Annotated in this window: 15 protein-coding genes and 1 tRNA gene; 13 read left to right on the plus strand and 3 right to left on the minus strand. The window is 73.2% G+C overall.

The window, feature by feature from the left end; genetic code table 11:
- Nucleotide 1 precedes the first annotated feature (1 nt).
- The 11 genes from DEJ30_RS04475 to DEJ30_RS04520 all read left to right on the plus strand — a co-directional run bounded on the left by DEJ30_RS04475 (nucleotide 2) and on the right by DEJ30_RS04520 (nucleotide 11,476).
- The gene (locus tag DEJ30_RS04475; protein ID WP_110859232.1) at nucleotides 2-202 is read left to right on the plus strand and encodes a hypothetical protein; all 201 of its coding nucleotides are present in this window, start codon (nucleotides 2-4) and stop codon (nucleotides 200-202) included.
- 11 nt (nucleotides 203-213) lie between these two features.
- On the plus strand, nucleotides 214-813 hold the full coding sequence (gene nadD, locus DEJ30_RS04480) for a nicotinate-nucleotide adenylyltransferase (protein WP_110859233.1): 600 nt from the start codon (nucleotides 214-216) through the stop codon (nucleotides 811-813).
- Nucleotides 810-962 (plus strand): hypothetical protein, encoded by a 153-nt coding sequence (locus DEJ30_RS18065; RefSeq protein WP_181420002.1) that lies wholly within the window; start codon nucleotides 810-812, stop codon nucleotides 960-962. The genes nadD and DEJ30_RS18065 overlap by 4 nt, the downstream gene beginning before the upstream one ends.
- 99 nt (nucleotides 963-1,061) lie before the next feature.
- Complete coding sequence (locus DEJ30_RS04485; protein ID WP_110859234.1) at nucleotides 1,062-2,258, plus strand: hypothetical protein; 1,197 nt, start codon at nucleotides 1,062-1,064, stop codon at nucleotides 2,256-2,258.
- A 132-nt stretch (nucleotides 2,259-2,390) separates the two neighbouring features.
- Nucleotides 2,391-2,765: a ribosome silencing factor gene (rsfS, locus tag DEJ30_RS04490; protein ID WP_027464721.1), complete on the plus strand. Its 375-nt coding sequence runs from the start codon at nucleotides 2,391-2,393 to the stop codon at nucleotides 2,763-2,765.
- A 108-nt stretch (nucleotides 2,766-2,873) separates the two neighbouring features.
- Nucleotides 2,874-2,946, plus strand: a tRNA-Ala gene (locus tag DEJ30_RS04495).
- Between the two features lie 124 nt (nucleotides 2,947-3,070).
- Nucleotides 3,071-3,994 (plus strand): aldose 1-epimerase family protein, encoded by a 924-nt coding sequence (locus DEJ30_RS04500; protein WP_110859235.1) that lies wholly within the window; start codon nucleotides 3,071-3,073, stop codon nucleotides 3,992-3,994.
- Nucleotides 3,973-5,490: an anthranilate synthase component I family protein gene (locus DEJ30_RS04505; RefSeq protein ID WP_110859236.1), complete on the plus strand. Its 1,518-nt coding sequence runs from the start codon at nucleotides 3,973-3,975 to the stop codon at nucleotides 5,488-5,490. The genes DEJ30_RS04500 and DEJ30_RS04505 overlap by 22 nt, the downstream gene beginning before the upstream one ends.
- 76 nt (nucleotides 5,491-5,566) lie before the next feature.
- The gene (locus tag DEJ30_RS04510; RefSeq protein ID WP_181420003.1) at nucleotides 5,567-6,406 is read left to right on the plus strand and encodes a hypothetical protein; all 840 of its coding nucleotides are present in this window, start codon (nucleotides 5,567-5,569) and stop codon (nucleotides 6,404-6,406) included.
- Complete coding sequence (locus DEJ30_RS04515; RefSeq protein ID WP_110859237.1) at nucleotides 6,403-8,031, plus strand: DNA polymerase Y family protein; 1,629 nt, start codon at nucleotides 6,403-6,405, stop codon at nucleotides 8,029-8,031. Before DEJ30_RS04510 ends, DEJ30_RS04515 begins: the two co-directional genes overlap by 4 nt.
- A gap of 34 nt (nucleotides 8,032-8,065) precedes the next feature.
- Nucleotides 8,066-11,476 carry an error-prone DNA polymerase gene (locus DEJ30_RS04520; protein WP_110859238.1) on the plus strand — a complete coding sequence of 1,137 codons (3,411 nt, stop codon included), beginning with the start codon at nucleotides 8,066-8,068 and terminating at the stop codon, nucleotides 11,474-11,476.
- Nucleotides 11,477-11,540: 64 nt separating this feature from the next.
- On the opposite strand, the gene DEJ30_RS04525 is transcribed toward DEJ30_RS04520, so the two are convergent.
- Both DEJ30_RS04525 and DEJ30_RS04530 read right to left on the minus strand, forming a co-directional pair.
- Nucleotides 11,541-13,052 carry a cell wall metabolism sensor histidine kinase WalK gene (locus DEJ30_RS04525; protein ID WP_110859239.1) on the minus strand — a complete coding sequence of 504 codons (1,512 nt, stop codon included), beginning with the start codon at nucleotides 13,050-13,052 and terminating at the stop codon, nucleotides 11,541-11,543.
- A complete protein-coding gene (locus DEJ30_RS04530; RefSeq protein ID WP_017885962.1) occupies nucleotides 13,049-13,726 on the minus strand; it encodes a response regulator transcription factor in 678 nt (225 codons plus the stop codon). Before DEJ30_RS04530 ends, DEJ30_RS04525 begins: the two co-directional genes overlap by 4 nt.
- Before the next feature lie 195 nt (nucleotides 13,727-13,921).
- On the opposite strand from DEJ30_RS04530, the gene DEJ30_RS04535 reads away from it, so the two are divergent.
- A complete protein-coding gene (locus DEJ30_RS04535; RefSeq protein ID WP_111191956.1) occupies nucleotides 13,922-14,236 on the plus strand; it encodes a hypothetical protein in 315 nt (104 codons plus the stop codon).
- A 10-nt stretch (nucleotides 14,237-14,246) separates the two neighbouring features.
- Here the strand turns inward: DEJ30_RS04535 and DEJ30_RS04540 are convergent, their stop codons facing one another.
- Nucleotides 14,247-15,341 (minus strand): aromatic acid exporter family protein, encoded by a 1,095-nt coding sequence (locus DEJ30_RS04540; RefSeq protein WP_110859370.1) that lies wholly within the window; start codon nucleotides 15,339-15,341, stop codon nucleotides 14,247-14,249.
- 80 nt (nucleotides 15,342-15,421) lie between these two features.
- On the opposite strand from DEJ30_RS04540, the gene DEJ30_RS04545 reads away from it, so the two are divergent.
- Nucleotides 15,422-16,666: a phosphotransferase enzyme family protein gene (locus DEJ30_RS04545; protein ID WP_110859241.1), complete on the plus strand. Its 1,245-nt coding sequence runs from the start codon at nucleotides 15,422-15,424 to the stop codon at nucleotides 16,664-16,666.
- Nucleotides 16,667-16,966: the final 300 nt, after the last annotated feature.

Below are 16,966 nucleotides of genomic sequence, written 5' to 3' on the forward strand. Positions count from 1 at the left end.
GATGACCTTCCTCGCAGAAGCTGCTGAGCACGCCTCCGGGGCGCCCGCGTTCGTGTTCCCGATGGTCGGCGCCCTCTTCTTCATCTTCCTCGGCTTCGTGACCTGGAGCTTCCGCGACGTGGCCTACCGCCACTCCCAGAAGTTCGAGGCCACCCGCCACCACGAGACGGGTGTCGACGAGTTCGGCCACACCAAGATCTGACCGACCACTCGATGCTCGAGACCACCGGACGGCCACGCATCGGCGTGATGGGTGGCACGTTCGACCCCATCCACCACGGGCACCTGGTCGCGGCGTCCGAGGTGGCGCGGGCGTTCGACCTCGACGAGGTCGTCTTCGTCCCCACCGGACAGCCGTACATGAAGTCCGACGTCACCGACGCCGAGCACCGGTACCTGATGACCGTGATCGCCACCGCGTCGAACCCGATGTTCACCGTCAGCCGCGTGGACATCGACCGCCCGGGGCCCACGTACACCGTCGACACCCTGCGGGACCTGCACGAACAGCGACCGGATGCCCAGCTCGTCTTCATCTCGGGCGCAGACGCCGTTCAGCAGATCGTCGACTGGAAAGACCATGATGGCCTCTGGGACCTCGCGCACTTCGTGGCCGTGACGCGTCCGGGACACGCCTTGAGCATCACCGGATTGCCCGAGCGGGACGTAAGCTTGCTCGAAGTCCCTGCACTGGCCATATCCTCGACGGATTGCCGTGACCGGGTTCGACGGGGTTTCCCCGTCTGGTACTTGGTTCCCGACGGTGTCGTCCAGTACATCTCCAAGCACCATCTGTATCGGAGCGTTGCATGAGTTCGTCCGACGCGCAGCCGCCCCTGTCGCGGCGCCAGGCGCGCGAGCGGGAGCGTGCCGCCGCGGCCGGTTCGCAGCCCGCGACGCCGCCCCCGACCGTCGCCGCACCCGCCGCCGAGACCCCCGAGTCCCGCCGCCGTCCCGGGTAGCACGTCGCCCCGGCCCCCGGTGGCCCCGCCCAGTCGTCCGCGCCGGCATCGGCGCAGACCGCGCCCGGGTCCGTCCCGGCGTCGGCGCCCGCCGCCGGTGTGCCGCCGTTCCCGCCGGCCTCCGCGACCGAGATCGTCCCCGGCAGTGGTGGGCTCACCCGTCGGCAGATCCGGCAGCTCCGTGCCGCCGAGCGCCAGGCGGTCCTGCCGGTCCCGCTGCAGAACCCCACGCCCCAGTCGTCCGACCGCACCGTCGAGGACGTCCTCGGGTCGGTGGACACGATCGACCCCGCCGCCGCGCCGCAGAGCGCTCCGGACGCCGAGGCCGCGCACGAGGAGCAGCCCGCTGCCCCGACGGTCCTCGACCAGGCCGCTGTTGCCCAGGCCACCGAGGCCGACGGGTCCCCGGACGCGCTCGAGCCCCTCGATGAAGCCGCCGCGCACGCCGAGGAGCCCCGCCGCCACCGGTCGACGTGGTCGCCGCCCGCCGACGCCACCGAGTCCGACGCGTCGGCGACCGACGCCCCTGCGGACGAGGCGACCGACGTCGCCCCGGCGGACGAGACGTCCGAGGACGCTCCGGCCCGCTCAGCCCACGACGCTCCGGCTCCCGCTGCCGGGTCGCAGCCCGCCGTCACGCCGGTGCCGATCCCCACGAACGCCGCCGCAGCGACCCCCGCGGTGTTCCCGCTCTCGCTCGACGCCGAGGACGACGACACCAACGAGGTGCCGCTGCCCGAGCCCGCGACCGAGGCCCCGAAGGTCCCCGCCGCGTTCCAGCGTCCGACCGAGCCGAAGCCGGTGACCACGGCCTTCGCGCCGCCCGCCGGCCACTGGTCCCAGCAGGCGCACGACTCGAACGACTCCGAGGTGCACGACGCCGAGACCGGCACCCGCCGCGTCGCGGTGACGAACACGAACGCGATCATCCTGCCGAACTCGGCCCTGGCCGACCCCACCGGCGCACTCAACGCGACGGGCGAGGTGATCCTGACCGGGTCGATCGACCTGCCGGCGTCGCTGTCGTCGACGGGGTCGCACCGGCCGATCGACGGCGCCGAGGTGGACCGCCTGCTCGAGCAGCAGGACGAGCAGCCCGACACCGATGCCAGCCCGGTCCGGGCCAGTCGCGCGGTGTCCAGCCACACCTCGACCCGCCAGGTCGTGCTCGCCGCCGCCAAGCCGAAGGAGTCGCGCACGCCGCTGATCCTCGGTGTGACGGTCGGCGCGGTCGGGCTGGCTGCGGCCGGTGTCATCATCACCGCACTGCTCACCACCCACGCGTTCGGCGGCTGACCGCTGCCGTCCCCGACGTCCGTTCTCCACCACCCCGCCGACCCTGGCCTGGCCGCTGTCGGCGGGGTGGCTTATGATCGTGACCCATCAAGCGAACCGGCTGTCCGTCGGTTCGACGACCGGAAGGAATCCGTGACCGCCTCCACTCGCGCACTGGAACTCGTGCAGGCCGCAGCACTCGCGGCCGACGCCAAGCAGGCCGAGGACCTCGTCGCTCTCGACGTGACCGGGCCGTTGCAGCTCACGGACGTGTTCCTGCTCGCAACCGGTCGGAACGAGCGCAACGTGCAGTCCATCGCCGATGCCGTCGAGGAGCGCCTCCTCGAGCTCGGCGCCAAGACGCTCCGCCGCGAAGGCCGTACCGAGGGCCGCTGGGTCCTCATCGACTTCGGCGAGATCATCGTGCACGTCTTCCACGACGAAGACCGCCAGTACTACTCGCTCGAGCGTCTCTGGGCCGACTGCCCGACGATCCCGCTCGAGCTCCCGGTGGACCACACCGCCTGATCAGCGACGCGCCCGGGTGACGGCTTCGATTTCGTCGCCCGGCGTTCGCATGGTGTACGCTTCTATGGTGCCTCCGGGGAACCGGTTGGTGCAAAAGCAACACAATCTGGGTCTGTGGCGCAGCTGGTAGCGCACCTGCATGGCATGCAGGGGGTCAGGGGTTCGAGTCCCCTCAGATCCACCCAGAACCCCCATCGTTCCTCGGAACGGTGGGGGTTTTCTCGTGCGTCCGACAGTGCTTCTCGTGCGTCCGACAGTGCTTCTCGTGCGTCCGACAGTGCTCGGTGGCCCGATACGCTGAGCGCATGAGCAACGCCGCGCCGCTGTCCGGGTCCCCGCTGACGATCGCCTCCGCCGGGTACGCGGCCGACATCGCCACCGTCGGAGCGACACTGCGGACCCTGCGGCACGAGGGCCGAGACCTGGTCGTCCCGTTCGACGCCGACGAGGTCCGCCCGGTCTTCCGCGGTGCCGTCCTGGCCCCGTGGCCGAACCGGATCGTCGACGGCGAGTACTCCTTCGGCGGCGTCGACCACGAGCTGGCCCTCACCGAGCCCGCACGGCACCACGCCCTGCACGGACTCGTCGCGTGGACGGACTTCCGCGTGCAGGAGCAGGCGGACGACCGCGTGGTGCTCGCCACGACCGTCCAGGCGCAGCAGGGCTACCCGTACCGCGTCGAGGTCACCGTGGAGTACCGGCTCGACGCCGAGGGGCTGCACACCACGATCACCGGGACGAACACCGGGGCCGAGGCCGCGCCGTGGGGGACCGGCCCGCACCCGTACCTCGTCGCGGGTGCCGGCACCGTGGACGACTGGACCCTGACGCTCCCCGCCGCCCAGGTGCTCGAGGTGACGCCGGACCGGCTCGTCCCGACCGACCTGGTCCCCGTGCACGACGAGTTCGACCTGCGCACGCCCACGCTGATCGGTGACCGGTTCATCGACCACGCCTTCACCGGCTTCGACCGCGACACCGCCGGCCTCGCCACCATCGCGGTCACGGCTGCGGACGGTCACGGGGTCCGTGCGACCTTCGGGCCGGAGTGCGGCTGGGCGCAGGTGCACACCGCCGACCACGTCGTCCCCGAGTACCACCGCGCCGGTCTCGCCGTCGAGCCGATGACGTGCGCCCCCGACGCCTTCAACGACGGCGAGGACCGCGGCCTCGTGGTGCTCGCGCCCGGTGCCTCGCACGCCGCCGCATGGACGATCGCCGCGATCTGAGCACCCCCGACCCCGGCGTCCGCGTCGAGGTCCGCCGACTCGATCCGGTCCCCGACCTCGCGGCCCTGGCGGCGCAGGTCGCCGGGGACCTGGTGTGGCTCGACTCCGGCCTGCCGGACGGTGCTCCCGCCACGGCTCGGCCCCGGGCGCGCTGGTCCGTGCTGGCGTGGACGGACGGGCCGTTCGCCGCCCGGTTCCGGCACCAGGACCGTCGTGCGCACCTGACGGTCGCCGCGCCCGCCGAGGAGTGGTTCGGGCCTGCCCGATCCGGGGAGCGTCCGGCCTTCGCGGTGCTCGCGGACCTGCTCCGACGCACGCCCCGCCTGCCCGAACCGGTCGTCGGGTGCGGGTTCGCGCTGGGCTGGGTCGGGTTCCTCGGCTACGAGCTCGGCCGCGAGTCCGGCGGCCCGGACCGCACCGCCGACGGGCACGCCGACGCCGACCTGCGTTTCGTCGACCGAGCCGTCGTCGTCGACCACACCGGTGGCGCCTGGGCGCTCGCGCTCGTCGCCGAGGCGGAACCGGCGGCCAGTGCGCGCAACCGCGCGTGGCTCGAGGAGCTGAGCACCCCCACGACGTCGGCCGGCGTCGTGGACGCGGCCACGGGCCTCCCGGCCGGGGTGTCCACGGCGACCGGACGCGTGACGCGTGCCGCCTACGAGCGGGCGGTCGACGTGTGCCGCGCGGAGATCCGCGAGGGGAACGCGTTCCAGGTCTGCCTCACCACCACCTTCGCGGTCGGACAGGAGGCCCGTGGCGGCCCCGGTACGGACCCCCACCTGGGCGAGTACCTGCGGATGCGGGCGTCCGACCCCGTCCCGTTCGGCGCGTTCCTGCGGCTCGGCCCGCTGCGCGTGGCGAGCCGGTCACCGGAGCGGTTCCTGCGGATCGACGCGGTCGGAGCGGTGCTCGCGGAACCGATCAAGGGCACGCGGCGGCGGCTCGCCGACGCGGTGGCGGACGCGGTCGCGCGGGACGACCTGGCGGCGAGCCCGAAGGACCGCGCCGAGAACGTGATGATCGTCGACCTGCTGCGGAACGACCTGCTGCGGACCGCGGTGCCCGGGTCGGTGCACGTCGAGCGGCTGTGCGCCGTCGAGACGTACGCCAGCGTGCACCAGCTGGTCTCGACGATCGGGGCGGTGCTGCCGCCGGGGACGTCGCGGGCCGACGTGGTGCACGCGGCGTTCCCGCCGGGGTCGATGACCGGGGCGCCGAAGAGCAGTGCCACGGCGATCGCGGACCGGCTCGAGGGGGCGCCGCGCGGGGTGTACTCGGGTGCGATCGGGTACTTCTCGGCCAGCGGGGCGGTCGACCTGTCGGTGGCGATCCGTAGCCTCGTGACCGTGCTCGACGAGTCGGGGGCGGTGCGTTCCCGGACCCTCGGAGCCGGGGGAGCGGTGACCTGGTCGTCGGTGCCCGCGGACGAGGCGGACGAGGTCGAGACCAAGACGCGGTCGGTGCTCGGCGGAGTCGGGGCGGTGGCCAGCTGGTGAGCTGATGCCCTGATCCGAACACGTGTTCGACCAGAACTGTCCACAGATGTCGGACGCGATTGACATCATCGAACACATGTTCGAATATGAGGGCATGCAGACGGCGGCGGCACTCCGGTCGCCCACCCCGGACCGGGGCGGGCGGAGCGGTGCTGCACGCGGCGGCAGCGGCGCGGGCGGTGGCGGTGCGCGCCGTGGGACGGATCACCTGAGCGATGCCCGGGCCGCGCTCGACCGCATCACGTCCCTGCGGTCCCGGGTGGCCGACATGGAGTCCACGCGGGTCGACACCGCCGGGCTCCCCACGGCCCCGGCGCTCGAACCCCTGCTGCCCGGCGGCGCGATCCGGGTCGGTGGCACCTACGCCGTCCCCGAGTCGGTGCTGCTCGCGATCACGATGCTGCAGGCGGCCTCGGCGGCCGGGGCGTGGTGTGCGGTCGTCGGGGTGCCGTCCTTCGGGATCGAAGCCGCCGCCGCCGCGGGGATCGACCTCGAACGGCTCGTGCTCGTCCCCGATCCCGGTGACCAGTGGCTCGCCGTGACGGCGGCGATGGCCGACGTCGCCCAGATCGTCCTCACCCGACCGCTCGGCCGGGTCGTGCCGGGCGACGTGGCACGGCTGTCGGCTCGGCTGCGACAGCGCGGTGGCGCACTCGTCGCGCTCGGCTCCTGGCCCGGGGCGGACGTCACGCTGCGGGTCACGTCCTCGACGTGGAGCGGCATCGGTCAGGGCCACGGCCACCTGACGGAGCGCCGGGCCACCGTGACCGCGACCGGGCGTGCCGGCGCGGTGCGTCCGGCGACCGCCGAGCTGCTCCTGCCCGCGGCCGACGGTGCGGTCCGGGCCGCCAGAGCGGTGCCGACGGTGGGCTCCGGGGACACCCGCGTGCTGCGGCCCGTGGCGGTGGCGTCGTGATCGCCTCCGGGCGCGTCCGGACCGACGCGATCACGCGGGGAGCGGCACTGCCCGAACCACCCCCGACCCGGACGATCGTGCTCTGGTGCCCGGACTGGCCGGTCATCGCTGCGGCTCGGGCCGGTGGCACCCCGCCGGAGCAGCCACTCGCCCTGACCGCGAAGGGGCTCGTGTTCGCGAGCTCCGCGTCCGCGCGTGAGCAGGGTGTCGTGCGGGGGCTCCGCGTGCGTGAGGCGCAGGCGCGGTGCCCCGAGCTCCTCGTGCAGCCCTACGACGACGCCCTCGACCACCGCGCCTTCGAGCCCGTCATCCGTGCGGTCGAGGCGGCGGTCCCCGGGGTCGAGGTGCTGCGGCCGGGCACCCTCGCGCTCCGCGCCCGCGGGCCGGCCCGGTACTACGGCGGTGAGCGCGCGGCGGCGGCGACCCTTGCCGGCATCGCGGCCGACCACGGCGCCCCCGCGGTACGGGCCGGGGTGGCCGACACCCCGTTCGCGGCGGACCAGGCCGCCCGGGCCCGTCCGGTGCGTCCCGGTGAACGGGTGCGGCTCGTGCCCGTCGGGGGATCGGCCGACTTCCTCGCGCACCTGCCGCTCGGTGTGCTCGGCGACCCCGACCTCACGACGGTGCTCGACCGGCTCGGCATCACCACGCTCGGCGACTTCGCGGCACTCGGCGACGAACAGGTGCGGGACCGCTTCGGCGTGGCCGGGGCGTTCCTGCACCGGTTGGCCGGGGGCCGCGACCCCCGCGAGATCGCGGCGCGGGAGATCCCGCCGGAACTCCGGGTCGAGGCGTCGTTCGAACCCCCGCTGGACCGTGCCGACCAGATCGCGTTCGCGTTCCGGCGTTCCGCCGACGACTTCGCCGAGCGACTCCGGGCCGCGGGGCTCGTGGCGACGACCATCCGCGTGGGGATCGTCGACGAGCGCGACATCCTGCTCGAACGGACCTGGGCGCACCCGCGCTGGTTCGACGCCGCCGACGTGGTCGACCGGGTGCGGTGGCAGCTCGCCGGCGGGGTGGACCCCAGCGGGCTCGAGGCGCCGGTCACCTCGGTCGTGCTCGAGCCGGTCGCCGTCGACGACATGGCGAACCACGAGCGCGGGCTGTGGGGCTCCGGCCCGGACGAGCGCGTGCACCACGGCCTCGCCCGGATCCAGGGCATGGTCGGCCACGACGGTGTGGTGAGTCCGCGCATCGGTGGTGGCCGCACCCTGTCCGAGCGCGTGGTGCTCGTGCCGTGGGGCGACGCGCCAGCCGGTGGTGAGCGAGCCCTGGCGACCGTGCGCGACCGCCCGTGGCCCGGCAAGCTACCCGGCCCGCCCCCCGCCACCGTGCTCGAGCGCCCCCGACCGGTCGACGTCGTCGCCGTCGGTGGTGTGAGCGTCGACGTCGACGAGCGCGGCGTGCTGTCCGGCGCACCCGAACGGTTCCGTGCCGAGGGCGACCGGGGCGGCGGCTTCTCGGCCGTGACGGCCTGGGCGGGTCCGTGGCCGCTCGTCGTGCGGTGGTGGGAATCCGGCGGCCGACGCCTGCACCGGTTGCAGCTCGTCGACGCCGAGGGGCGTGCCTGGTACCTGGTGCTGGCGGACCACCGCTGGTGGGCCGAGGCGATCGCGACGTGACCCAGACCACCACCACCAACAGGAGCGTGACCTGATGGGCTACAGCAACCCACCCATCCCGTGGTCGCAGTTCGAGCGCGCGCTGTCCGACAAGCGGAGCCCGGGCACGGCGCACGACGGCGACGGCGGCGACAGCCCGGCGTGGTCGCGGAAGCGCGAGCCGTACGTCCCGTCACCGCTCGACACCGACGGCGGACCCGTGGTGCCGTACGCCGAACTGCACGCGCACTCGGCCTTCAGCTTCCTCGACGGCGCCAGTCAGCCCGAGCACCTGTTCGAAGAAGCTGCTCGGCTCCGACTGCACGCCCTCGCGCTCACCGACCACGACGGCTTCTACGGGGCCGCCCGGATGGCCGAGGTCGCCGAGTCGTACCCGCAGGTCGGCACCGTCTTCGGCACCGAGCTGTCCCTGGGGTTGACCGAACCGCAGAACGGTGTGCCCGACCCCGAGGGCTCGCACCTGCTCCTGCTCGCCGACGGCCAGGACGGCTACCACCGGCTCGCCGGCGCGGTGACGAGCGCACACCTGGCCGCCGGGTCCGAGAAGGGCAGCCCGCAGTACGACCTCGACGACCTCGCCGCGCGGGCGAACGGGCACTGGCGCGTCCTCACGGGGTGCCGGAAGGGCTCCGTGCGGCAGGCCCTCGAGCAGGGTGGCGAGTCCGCCGCCGAGACCGCGCTCCGGGTGCTGCTCGACCGGTTCGGCAGCCGCAACGTCGTCGTGGAGCTGCTCGACCACGGCGACCCGCTCGACAGCGCCCGCAACGACGCCCTGGCCGCCCTCGCCGCGAAGCACGCGCTGCCCCTGGTCGCCACCGGCAACGTGCACTACGCCACCCCCGACCGGTTCCCGGTGGCGACCGCACTCGCGGCGGTGCGCGCCCGCCGCAGCCTCGACGAGATCGACGGCTGGCTGCCGGCCGCCGACACCGCCCACCTGCGCTCCGGCGCCGAGATGGCCAGACGGTTCGGGCGCTACCCCGGCGCGATCGAGCGGACCGTGGAGCTCGCCGACGAGCTCGGGTTCCGGCTGAAGACCGTGCAGCCCGGGCTGCCCGACCTCGACGTCCCGGACGGACACACCGCGATGTCGTGGCTCCGCGAGCTCACGTGGACGGGTGCCCGGCGGTTCTACCCCGGCAGCGCCGACGGCGTCGACCCCCGCAAGCGGGAGCGCATCGAGCGTGAGCTGTCCGTGATCGAGGAGAAGAACTTCCCGGGGTACTTCCTGATCGTGCGCGACATGGTGCAGTACGCCCGCGGTCGGGGCATCCTCTGCCAGGGGCGGGGCTCGGCGGCGAACTCGGCGGTCTGCTACCTGCTCGAGATCACCGCGGTGGACTCGATCCGGTACGGGCTGCCGTTCGAGCGGTTCCTGTCGGCGATGCGCGACGAGGAACCCGACATCGACGTCGACTTCGACTCGGATCGCCGCGAAGAGGTGATCCAGTACGTGTACGCCAAGTACGGCCGGCACAACGCCGCCCAGGTCGCGAACGTCATCACCTACCGGCCCAAGGGTGCGGTGCGTGACATGGCGAAGGCGCTCGGCCACAGCCCCGGGCAGCAGGACGCCTGGTCGAAGCAGGTCGAGCGGTGGGGCTCGGTGACCGAGAGCCAGGACCACGACATCCCGCCGGCGGTCGTCGGGCTCGCGAGCGACGTCCTCGGGTTCCCGCGGCACCTCGGCATCCACTCCGGCGGCATGGTGCTGACCGACCGTCCGGTGGGCGAGGTCGTGCCGATCGAGCACGCCCGGATGGACGGCCGCACCGTGCTGCAGTGGGACAAGGACGACTGCGCCTACATGGGGCTCGTGAAGTTCGACATGCTCGGGCTCGGCATGCTCGCGGCCCTGCAGTACTCGTTCGACCTGGCGGCAGAGCACTGCGGGGAGCGCTGGGAGATGCACTCCATCCCGAAGGAAGAACAGGGGGTCTACGACCAGCTCTGCCGCGCGGACACGATCGGGGTGTTCCAGGTGGAGTCCCGCGCGCAGATGGGCACCCTGCCCCGACTGCTCCCGCGGCGGTTCTACGACCTGGTGATCGAGGTCGCACTCGTCCGACCCGGGCCCATCCAGGGCGGCGCGGTGCACCCGTACATCCGCCGGCGCACGGGCGAGGAACCGATCACCTACATGCACCCTGCGCTCGAACCCGTGCTCGAACGCACCCTCGGGGTCCCGCTGTTCCAGGAACAGCTCATGCAGATGGCGATCGCGGTCGGCAACTGCTCCGGTGACGACGCCGACCTGCTGCGACGGGCGATGGGGTCGAAGCGCGGGCACGAGAAGATCGACCGGTTGCGGGACAAGCTCTACACGGGGATGGCGGACAACGGCATCCACGGTGCGGACGCCGACGCGATCTACGCGAAGATCCAGGCCTTCGCGAACTTCGGCTTCGCGGAGAGCCACTCGATCAGCTTCGCCCTCATCGTCTACGCGAGCGCGTGGATGCGGCTGCACTACCCGGGGGCGTTCCTGGCGGCGCTGCTCCGGGCGCAGCCGATGGGGTTCTACTCACCGCAGACCCTGGTGGCCGACGCCCGACGGCACGGCGTCCGCGTGCTGCGACCGGACATCCTGCGGTCCGGGGTCGACGCCACGCTCGAACCGCTGCCGGACGGGGACGCCCCGGCCGGTGACGACGCCTGCCTGGCCACCGAGCAGCCGCCGGTGCTGCCCTTCGACAAGGCGCTCCCCGACGACACCGCGAGCCACCGTCGCGACGGTGCCTTCGCCGTGCGGCTCGGGCTCGCCGAGGTCGCGTCGCTCAGCCGGAAGGGCGCCGAGAAGATCGTCGCGGAGCGGGACGCGAACGGTCCCTTCCGCGACATGTCGGACCTGGCCCGGCGGGTCGGGCTCACCACGCCGCAGCTCGAGGCCCTCGCCGCCGCCGACGCCTTCGCCCCGTTCGACATCGACCGCCGCGGTGCGATGTGGTCGGCTGCCCAGGCGGCCGCCGAGCGTCCGGACCAGTTGCCGGACACACAGGTGTTCGTGCAGCCGCCGCTGTTCGGTCAGATGACGAGCGGGGACGTGCTCATCGCCGACATGTGGTCGACGGGCATGACGACCGACGACCACCCCGTCCGGCACGTGCGCGACCGGCTCGCCGCCCGCCGGGTGCTCAGCGTGCAGGACACCGCGACCGCCGAGACCGGACGACGGGTCGAGGTCGGCGGGATCGTGACGCACCGGCAGCGTCCGGCGACGGCCTCCGGCATCACGTTCCTGAACGTGGAGGACGAGACCGGGCTGGTCAACGTCATCTGCAGCGTCGGGGTCTGGGGGCGCTTCCGCCGGGTGGCGCGGGAGTCCCCGGCGGTGATCGTCCGGGGCATCCTCGAGCGCTCACCCGACGGGGTGGTCAACCTGGTGGCGGACCGCATCGAGCACCTGTCGCTGTCCGTCCGCACCCGCTCGCGGGACTTCCAGTGAGCGGTCGTGCGCAGGTGAGCGGTCGCACTCGAGTGAGCGGTCGTGCCCGAGCGAACGGTCGTGCTCAGCGCACCTCGGGCAGGCGGACCGTGACCTCGAGTCCACCGGCAGGCACGTTGCGGAGGGACGCCGTGCCTCCCGCCCGTTCCGCCACCGCACGCACGATCGCGAGTCCCAGCCCGGAGCCGCCGGGCAGGGCGCCGGCACCGGTCGACGGGTCCGGGTTCGGGCGGGACGTCCGGGCTTCGTCCGGACGGGTGAAGCGGTCGAACGCCACCGGGATGAAGGACTCGGGCACGCCGGGGCCGTCGTCGGTGATCTGCAGCACGCCCTCGCCGCCGGTGCTCCGCCAGGACACGAAGATGCCGCCGCCGCGGGGGAGTGCGGACACGGCGTTGCCCGCGATGTTCGTCACGAGCTGGGCCATCCCGCCGGTGTCGATCCGGTACCGCGGTTCGACGGTGCCGCCGCCGATGCCCGGGCCGGAACCGCCGACGGCGACGGGCGGCTCGAGGTCGAAGTCGACGGTGACGTCCTTCGCCGAGGCGATGAGCCGGACGCGGTCGACCGCGGCCATCACCTCGTCGCCGAGGTCCGACCACGCGGTCTCGGGGCGCCGGTCGCCGTCCTGTTCACGGCGCTCCGACTCCTCGATCCGCGACAGCGCGAGCAGGTCGTTCGCCAGCCGCGACAACCGCGCGACGCTGTGCTTGGCGCGTTCGATGTGGGCGGCGAGGGCGGCGGCGTCGTTCCCGTCGAGCGAGGCGAGGTCGAGCTGGGTCGTCAGGATCGCCAGGGGTGTCCGGAGCTCGTGGCTGGCGTCCGACACCATCTGGCGTTCGCGCTCGGTCGCCTGCCGGGTCCGGGCGAGGAAGGCGTTGAGCGTGGTCGCCAGGGATGCCAGCTCGTCCTGGGCAGGGCCCACCGGCAGTTCGGCACGCTCCGGGGCGACGGAGAGCCGTTCGGCCTCGCGGCGCATCCGGTTCACCGGGCGCAGCGCGGTGGTCGCGAGCACCCAGGACGCCACGCCGAAGGCGAGCAGGATGGCCAGACCGGTCAACGACAGGGTGGTCGTGAGGTCGTCGACGACGATGGCCTCGGCCTGCGAGTTACGAGCGGCCACGACCGTCCAGCGGCCGGCCTCGTTGACGGGGTGCTCCACCACGACGCGGTACTCCGAGCCGGAGACGGTGATGATCGAGGTGCCGGCAGGGGTGGACCGCAGGCTGCCGAGCGCCTGCTCGACACGATCGGGCATCGTCGACAGCACGATCTCGCCGGACGGGGACACGACGGCGACGAGCTGCGCGTTGCCCGGCGGCGACAGGTCGGGGTCGCTGTCGACCTCGAGCGTGGCGACGTACGGGTCGGCGTCGGCGTCGAGCAGCGTGCGCGTCGCACTCGCGACGACGCTCACCACCTGGAACCGCATCACCAGGACGAGCAGCAGGATGACGATCGCGGCGATCGCCGTCGAGCCGATCGTGATCCGGGCACGCAGCGACAGCAGACGCAGCGGCCGGATCGGACCGCCGCGTCGGCGGTCCGATCGTGGGGCGTCGTCGGCCCCGCTCACGCCCCGAGCAGATCCAGGCGGTACCCGCGACCGCGGACCGTGGCGATGGCGACGGTGGCCTCGTGCGCGGTGAGCTTCTTGCGGAGGTACGAGATGTACTGCTCGACCACGTTCGGGTCGACGTGCTGCGAACCGTCCCAGACCTCTTCGAGGATCTTCGGGCGGTCGACGACACTGCCTGCGGAGCGGGCGAGCAGTCGGAGCAGGGCGAACTCGGTGGGGCTCACGGCGACGCGCTGCCCCTTGATCGAGATGCGGCGCGCCTCGGAGTCGATCGACACGTCCCCGACCTCGATCGTGCGGGGCGCCCCGGCGGACTCGCGACGGCCGAGGGCACGCAGCCGGGCGGTGAGCTCGGCGAAGGCGAAGGGCTTGGTGAGGTAGTCGTCCGCACCGGCGTCGAGCCCGAACACGCGGTCGTCGACGGCGTCGCGCGCGGTCACGAGCAGAATCCGCACGGGGTCCTCGCGCTCACGGATCCGTCGGGCGAGCTCGAAGCCGGACATGCCGGGCATCATCACGTCCACGACCGCCAGGTCGAACGCCTGCTCGCCGAGGGCGATGAGCGCCTCGACACCGTTCTCGACGGCCGTGACCCGGTACCCCTCGGCCGCGAGTCCGCGTTCCATCAGGGCACGCATCTCGTCGTCGTCCTCGACCACCAACAGCCGCATAGTGGACCTCCTCGGACCCATCGTGGCATCGAACCGGCGCGGAGGGCCGTTCTCCGGGGCCGACTCGCTGAATCTCGTCACAGGACGGAGCAGAACGGTCTGTCCCACGTCCTGGGGACGTGAGCGCGGCTTGCTTCGTTGCTAGGCTCCGGCAGCGGACAGCGCGACCCGATGCGCCGCCCGCACTGGGGGATCATGAACGACTCGATCGACCACCCGGCCATCGTGCGCCTGCGCGTCGAACTGGACGCCGCGTGGAAGGGCATCGGCGCGCTCGCGCAGCTGGAGGACGCTCCGCGCGACCGCGTGGTCGCGGAGCTGCGGACGGCGGTGCCGGACGTGGCGAGCCGTGCTGCACGCGAGGTCGGCACCGAGGCCGTCGTCGCCGAGATCAGCCGGTACGCCGACGCCGGCATCCCGGGTGCGACCGCGACCGACGTCGTGCCGACCGCGGTGATCTGGTCGGACGTCGTCCGGACAGCGTCGGAAGCGGCCTGCGCAGCGCGCTGAAGCGGACCGACTAGTCGTCCTCGCCGAGCAGCTCGCCACGCACCCGTCGGATGTCCTCGAGCAGCGCCCCGATGAGCACCCAGTGCCGGGAGTTCGGGCGCACCACCTCGAGCGGCGCGGTGAGCGCCGGCTCCGAGGCCTCGGCCCACGGCTCGGCGTCCGGTCCGAAGGCGCTGGCGTCCGTCCGGCCGAGCCCGTCCACCGGGTCGAGCCGTGTCGATTCGACCCGCGCACTGAGTGCTCGGACGTCCGCACCGATCCGTGCCACCTCGGTGGCGATGCCGTGCACCACCGGGTCGTCGCGCAGGTCCGGTGCGGTGTTGTCGCGGATCGCCCGGGTCATCCCGGTGACCCGGGCCACCAGGACGCGCAGGTGGTCGGTGATCGCCACGTCGCGGTCGAGGATCGTCCGGTGCCGGCCGCCGCGCGGGTTCATCGTCAGGGACTCGCGCGCCGACCCCAGGGACGCCTCGGCCTTGGCGTGCTGCTGCCGCAGTGCACGGGCGGCGACGAGCGCCTCGTCCCAGCGCTCGCGGTCCCACCCTTCGGTCAGGCCGATCGCGATCCGCTCGAACGCCACCGCGGTGTCGCGGGCGAGCCGGGCGACGGCGAGGTGCGCCGGTTCGAGCAGCACGGGCGGCACGATGAGCGCGTTCACGACGAGGGCGACGATCGCACCGATCACGGTCTCGAGGACCCGGTCGGCGGAGTAGTTCGGCGTCACGACCCCGGCGGTGAGCACGAGCATCCCGCTGATCCCCACCTGGGTGGCCGAGGTCGGGGTGAGCCGGAGCGCCCACGCGATGAGGATCGCGAGCACGATGACGAGCAGCACGACGAAGACGCCGTCGCCGAGCAGCAGGTGGAACCCGGTGGCCAGCACGACGCCGATCACCACGCCGGCGCTCCGCTCGAGCCCCTTCACGAACGACTGGTTGATGCTCGGCTGGACCACGAGCAGGGCAGCGATCGCCGCGAAGGTGGGGAACGGCCCCTGGATGACCAGGCGGCAGAGGAGCACGGCGGCGACCACCGCGACGGCGGTCTTCACGACCTGCAGGAACGGCGTGCGACTGGAGCTGCGGAGGCGCGCGACCGGGTTCACACCGACCACGGTAGCCACCGGCCCCGCGCCGAGCCGTGCACGAACGCGACGAAACCCGCGCGACACTGTTGACTGATCTCGTGTGGCCCAACCATGAGCGCGTCATCCCGCAGGCCTTCGCCGGCTCCGGGACCTCTGTCGTGGCCGCGCGGGCGCACTCCGTCGAGCCCTCGGGCAACGGTTACCTGTACGGCTACGAGGTCGACACGGTGGACCGCAACGGCCAGCGCGCCACGGTCCTGACCTACGTCGACACCGGCGGCACCCACGACCAGAACAGCGCGATCGTCACCGACCCCGCGACGGGCGACCCGGTGTCGGTGTGGGCGTACCCGAACGACCCCGGCCTGCCGGTGCTGCCGCAGGTCACCTACCGCGACGCCGTCGCCGAGCTGCTGACCACGCTCGGCATGCCCGTCACGGACCCGGTGCTCACCGTGGCGGCCTACCGGCCCGGCAAGCGCGCGGTCGTGCGCGTCGACGCCCCCGAGCGCACCCTGTTCCTGAAGATCGTCCGTCCGCACCGGGTCGCGCCGATCGTGCAGTCGCACGAGCAGTTCGTCGCGGCCGGTCTGCCGGTGCCGCGCGTGCTGTCCAGCCGTGGCGACGGCCTGCTCGTGCTCGAGCGCATCCGCGGCGTGCCCGCGGGCAGCCGCATCCTCGACATCGCCGACGACCCGCGTTTCGTGGCGTCGCTCGCCGCGCTGAGCGGTCGGGTCGCCACCGTCCCGATGACCCAGCAGGCGCGCGCCGACGCGATGGACCACGCCGACTGGCACCGTCGCACGCTCATCGCCGCGCTTCCGCGCGACGCCGAGGAGATCGACCGCCTGTACGACGCCATCGGCCGCCGCTCCATCGGCTGGTCGAGTTCGACCAAGCAGGTCGTGCACGGCGACCTGCACCTGGAGCAGGTGTTCGTCGACGAGGACGAGCCGTGGCGCATCTCCGGCCTCCTCGACATCGACACCGCGGGCTGGGGCTTCCCCGTCCGTGACGTCGGCGCCGTCGTCGCCCACCTCGTGGTCACCGGGCTCTGGCACCGGTCCCGCGGGGACGCCGAGCGCGGTGCCGCCGCCGAGCGCCTCGCCGACGCGATCGCCCGCGACTGGGTCACGCGCAACCCGCGCGAGGCCGACCGCATCGGACCCGCCATCGGCGCCCAGCTGCTCGCCCACGCCGGCGGCCAGGCGACCACCGGCTCCGCCAACGGGATCCAGACCGCCCAGCAGCTCCTCGCCGCGACGCAGGCCGCCCTGGCGGACGCGGCCCCGACCCTCCCGACCGGTGGCTCGACCCGCCCGCGGTCCGCACCGCAGGCCTGAGACGCGACCGAAGGACGGACCGGAGGCGCGGGTCGGGTCCGCAACGGGCCTCCCGTCCGCCGTCGCGACGCGCGCGGGCAACGCGCCGGTCGCCTCTGTCGGTCGTCCCGGAGTAAACTGAGCGCGCACGCACCGCGTTCCCGCGTGCCGCGTCGATTCCGGACGCAGCCGTCGATCACTTGATCGACGCGGGGACCGGGCCGTGACCGCCCCGAGGGGGCATCACGTGCGTGTGACGACGCCGGATCCCGGCGCGGACCGTCCGAACCTGCTCCCGGCAGGTGCTCGTGTGGAACGGCT

It is taken from the genome of Curtobacterium sp. MCPF17_003 (assembly GCF_003224385.1).
Taxonomy (GTDB): domain Bacteria; phylum Actinomycetota; class Actinomycetes; order Actinomycetales; family Microbacteriaceae; genus Curtobacterium; species Curtobacterium flaccumfaciens.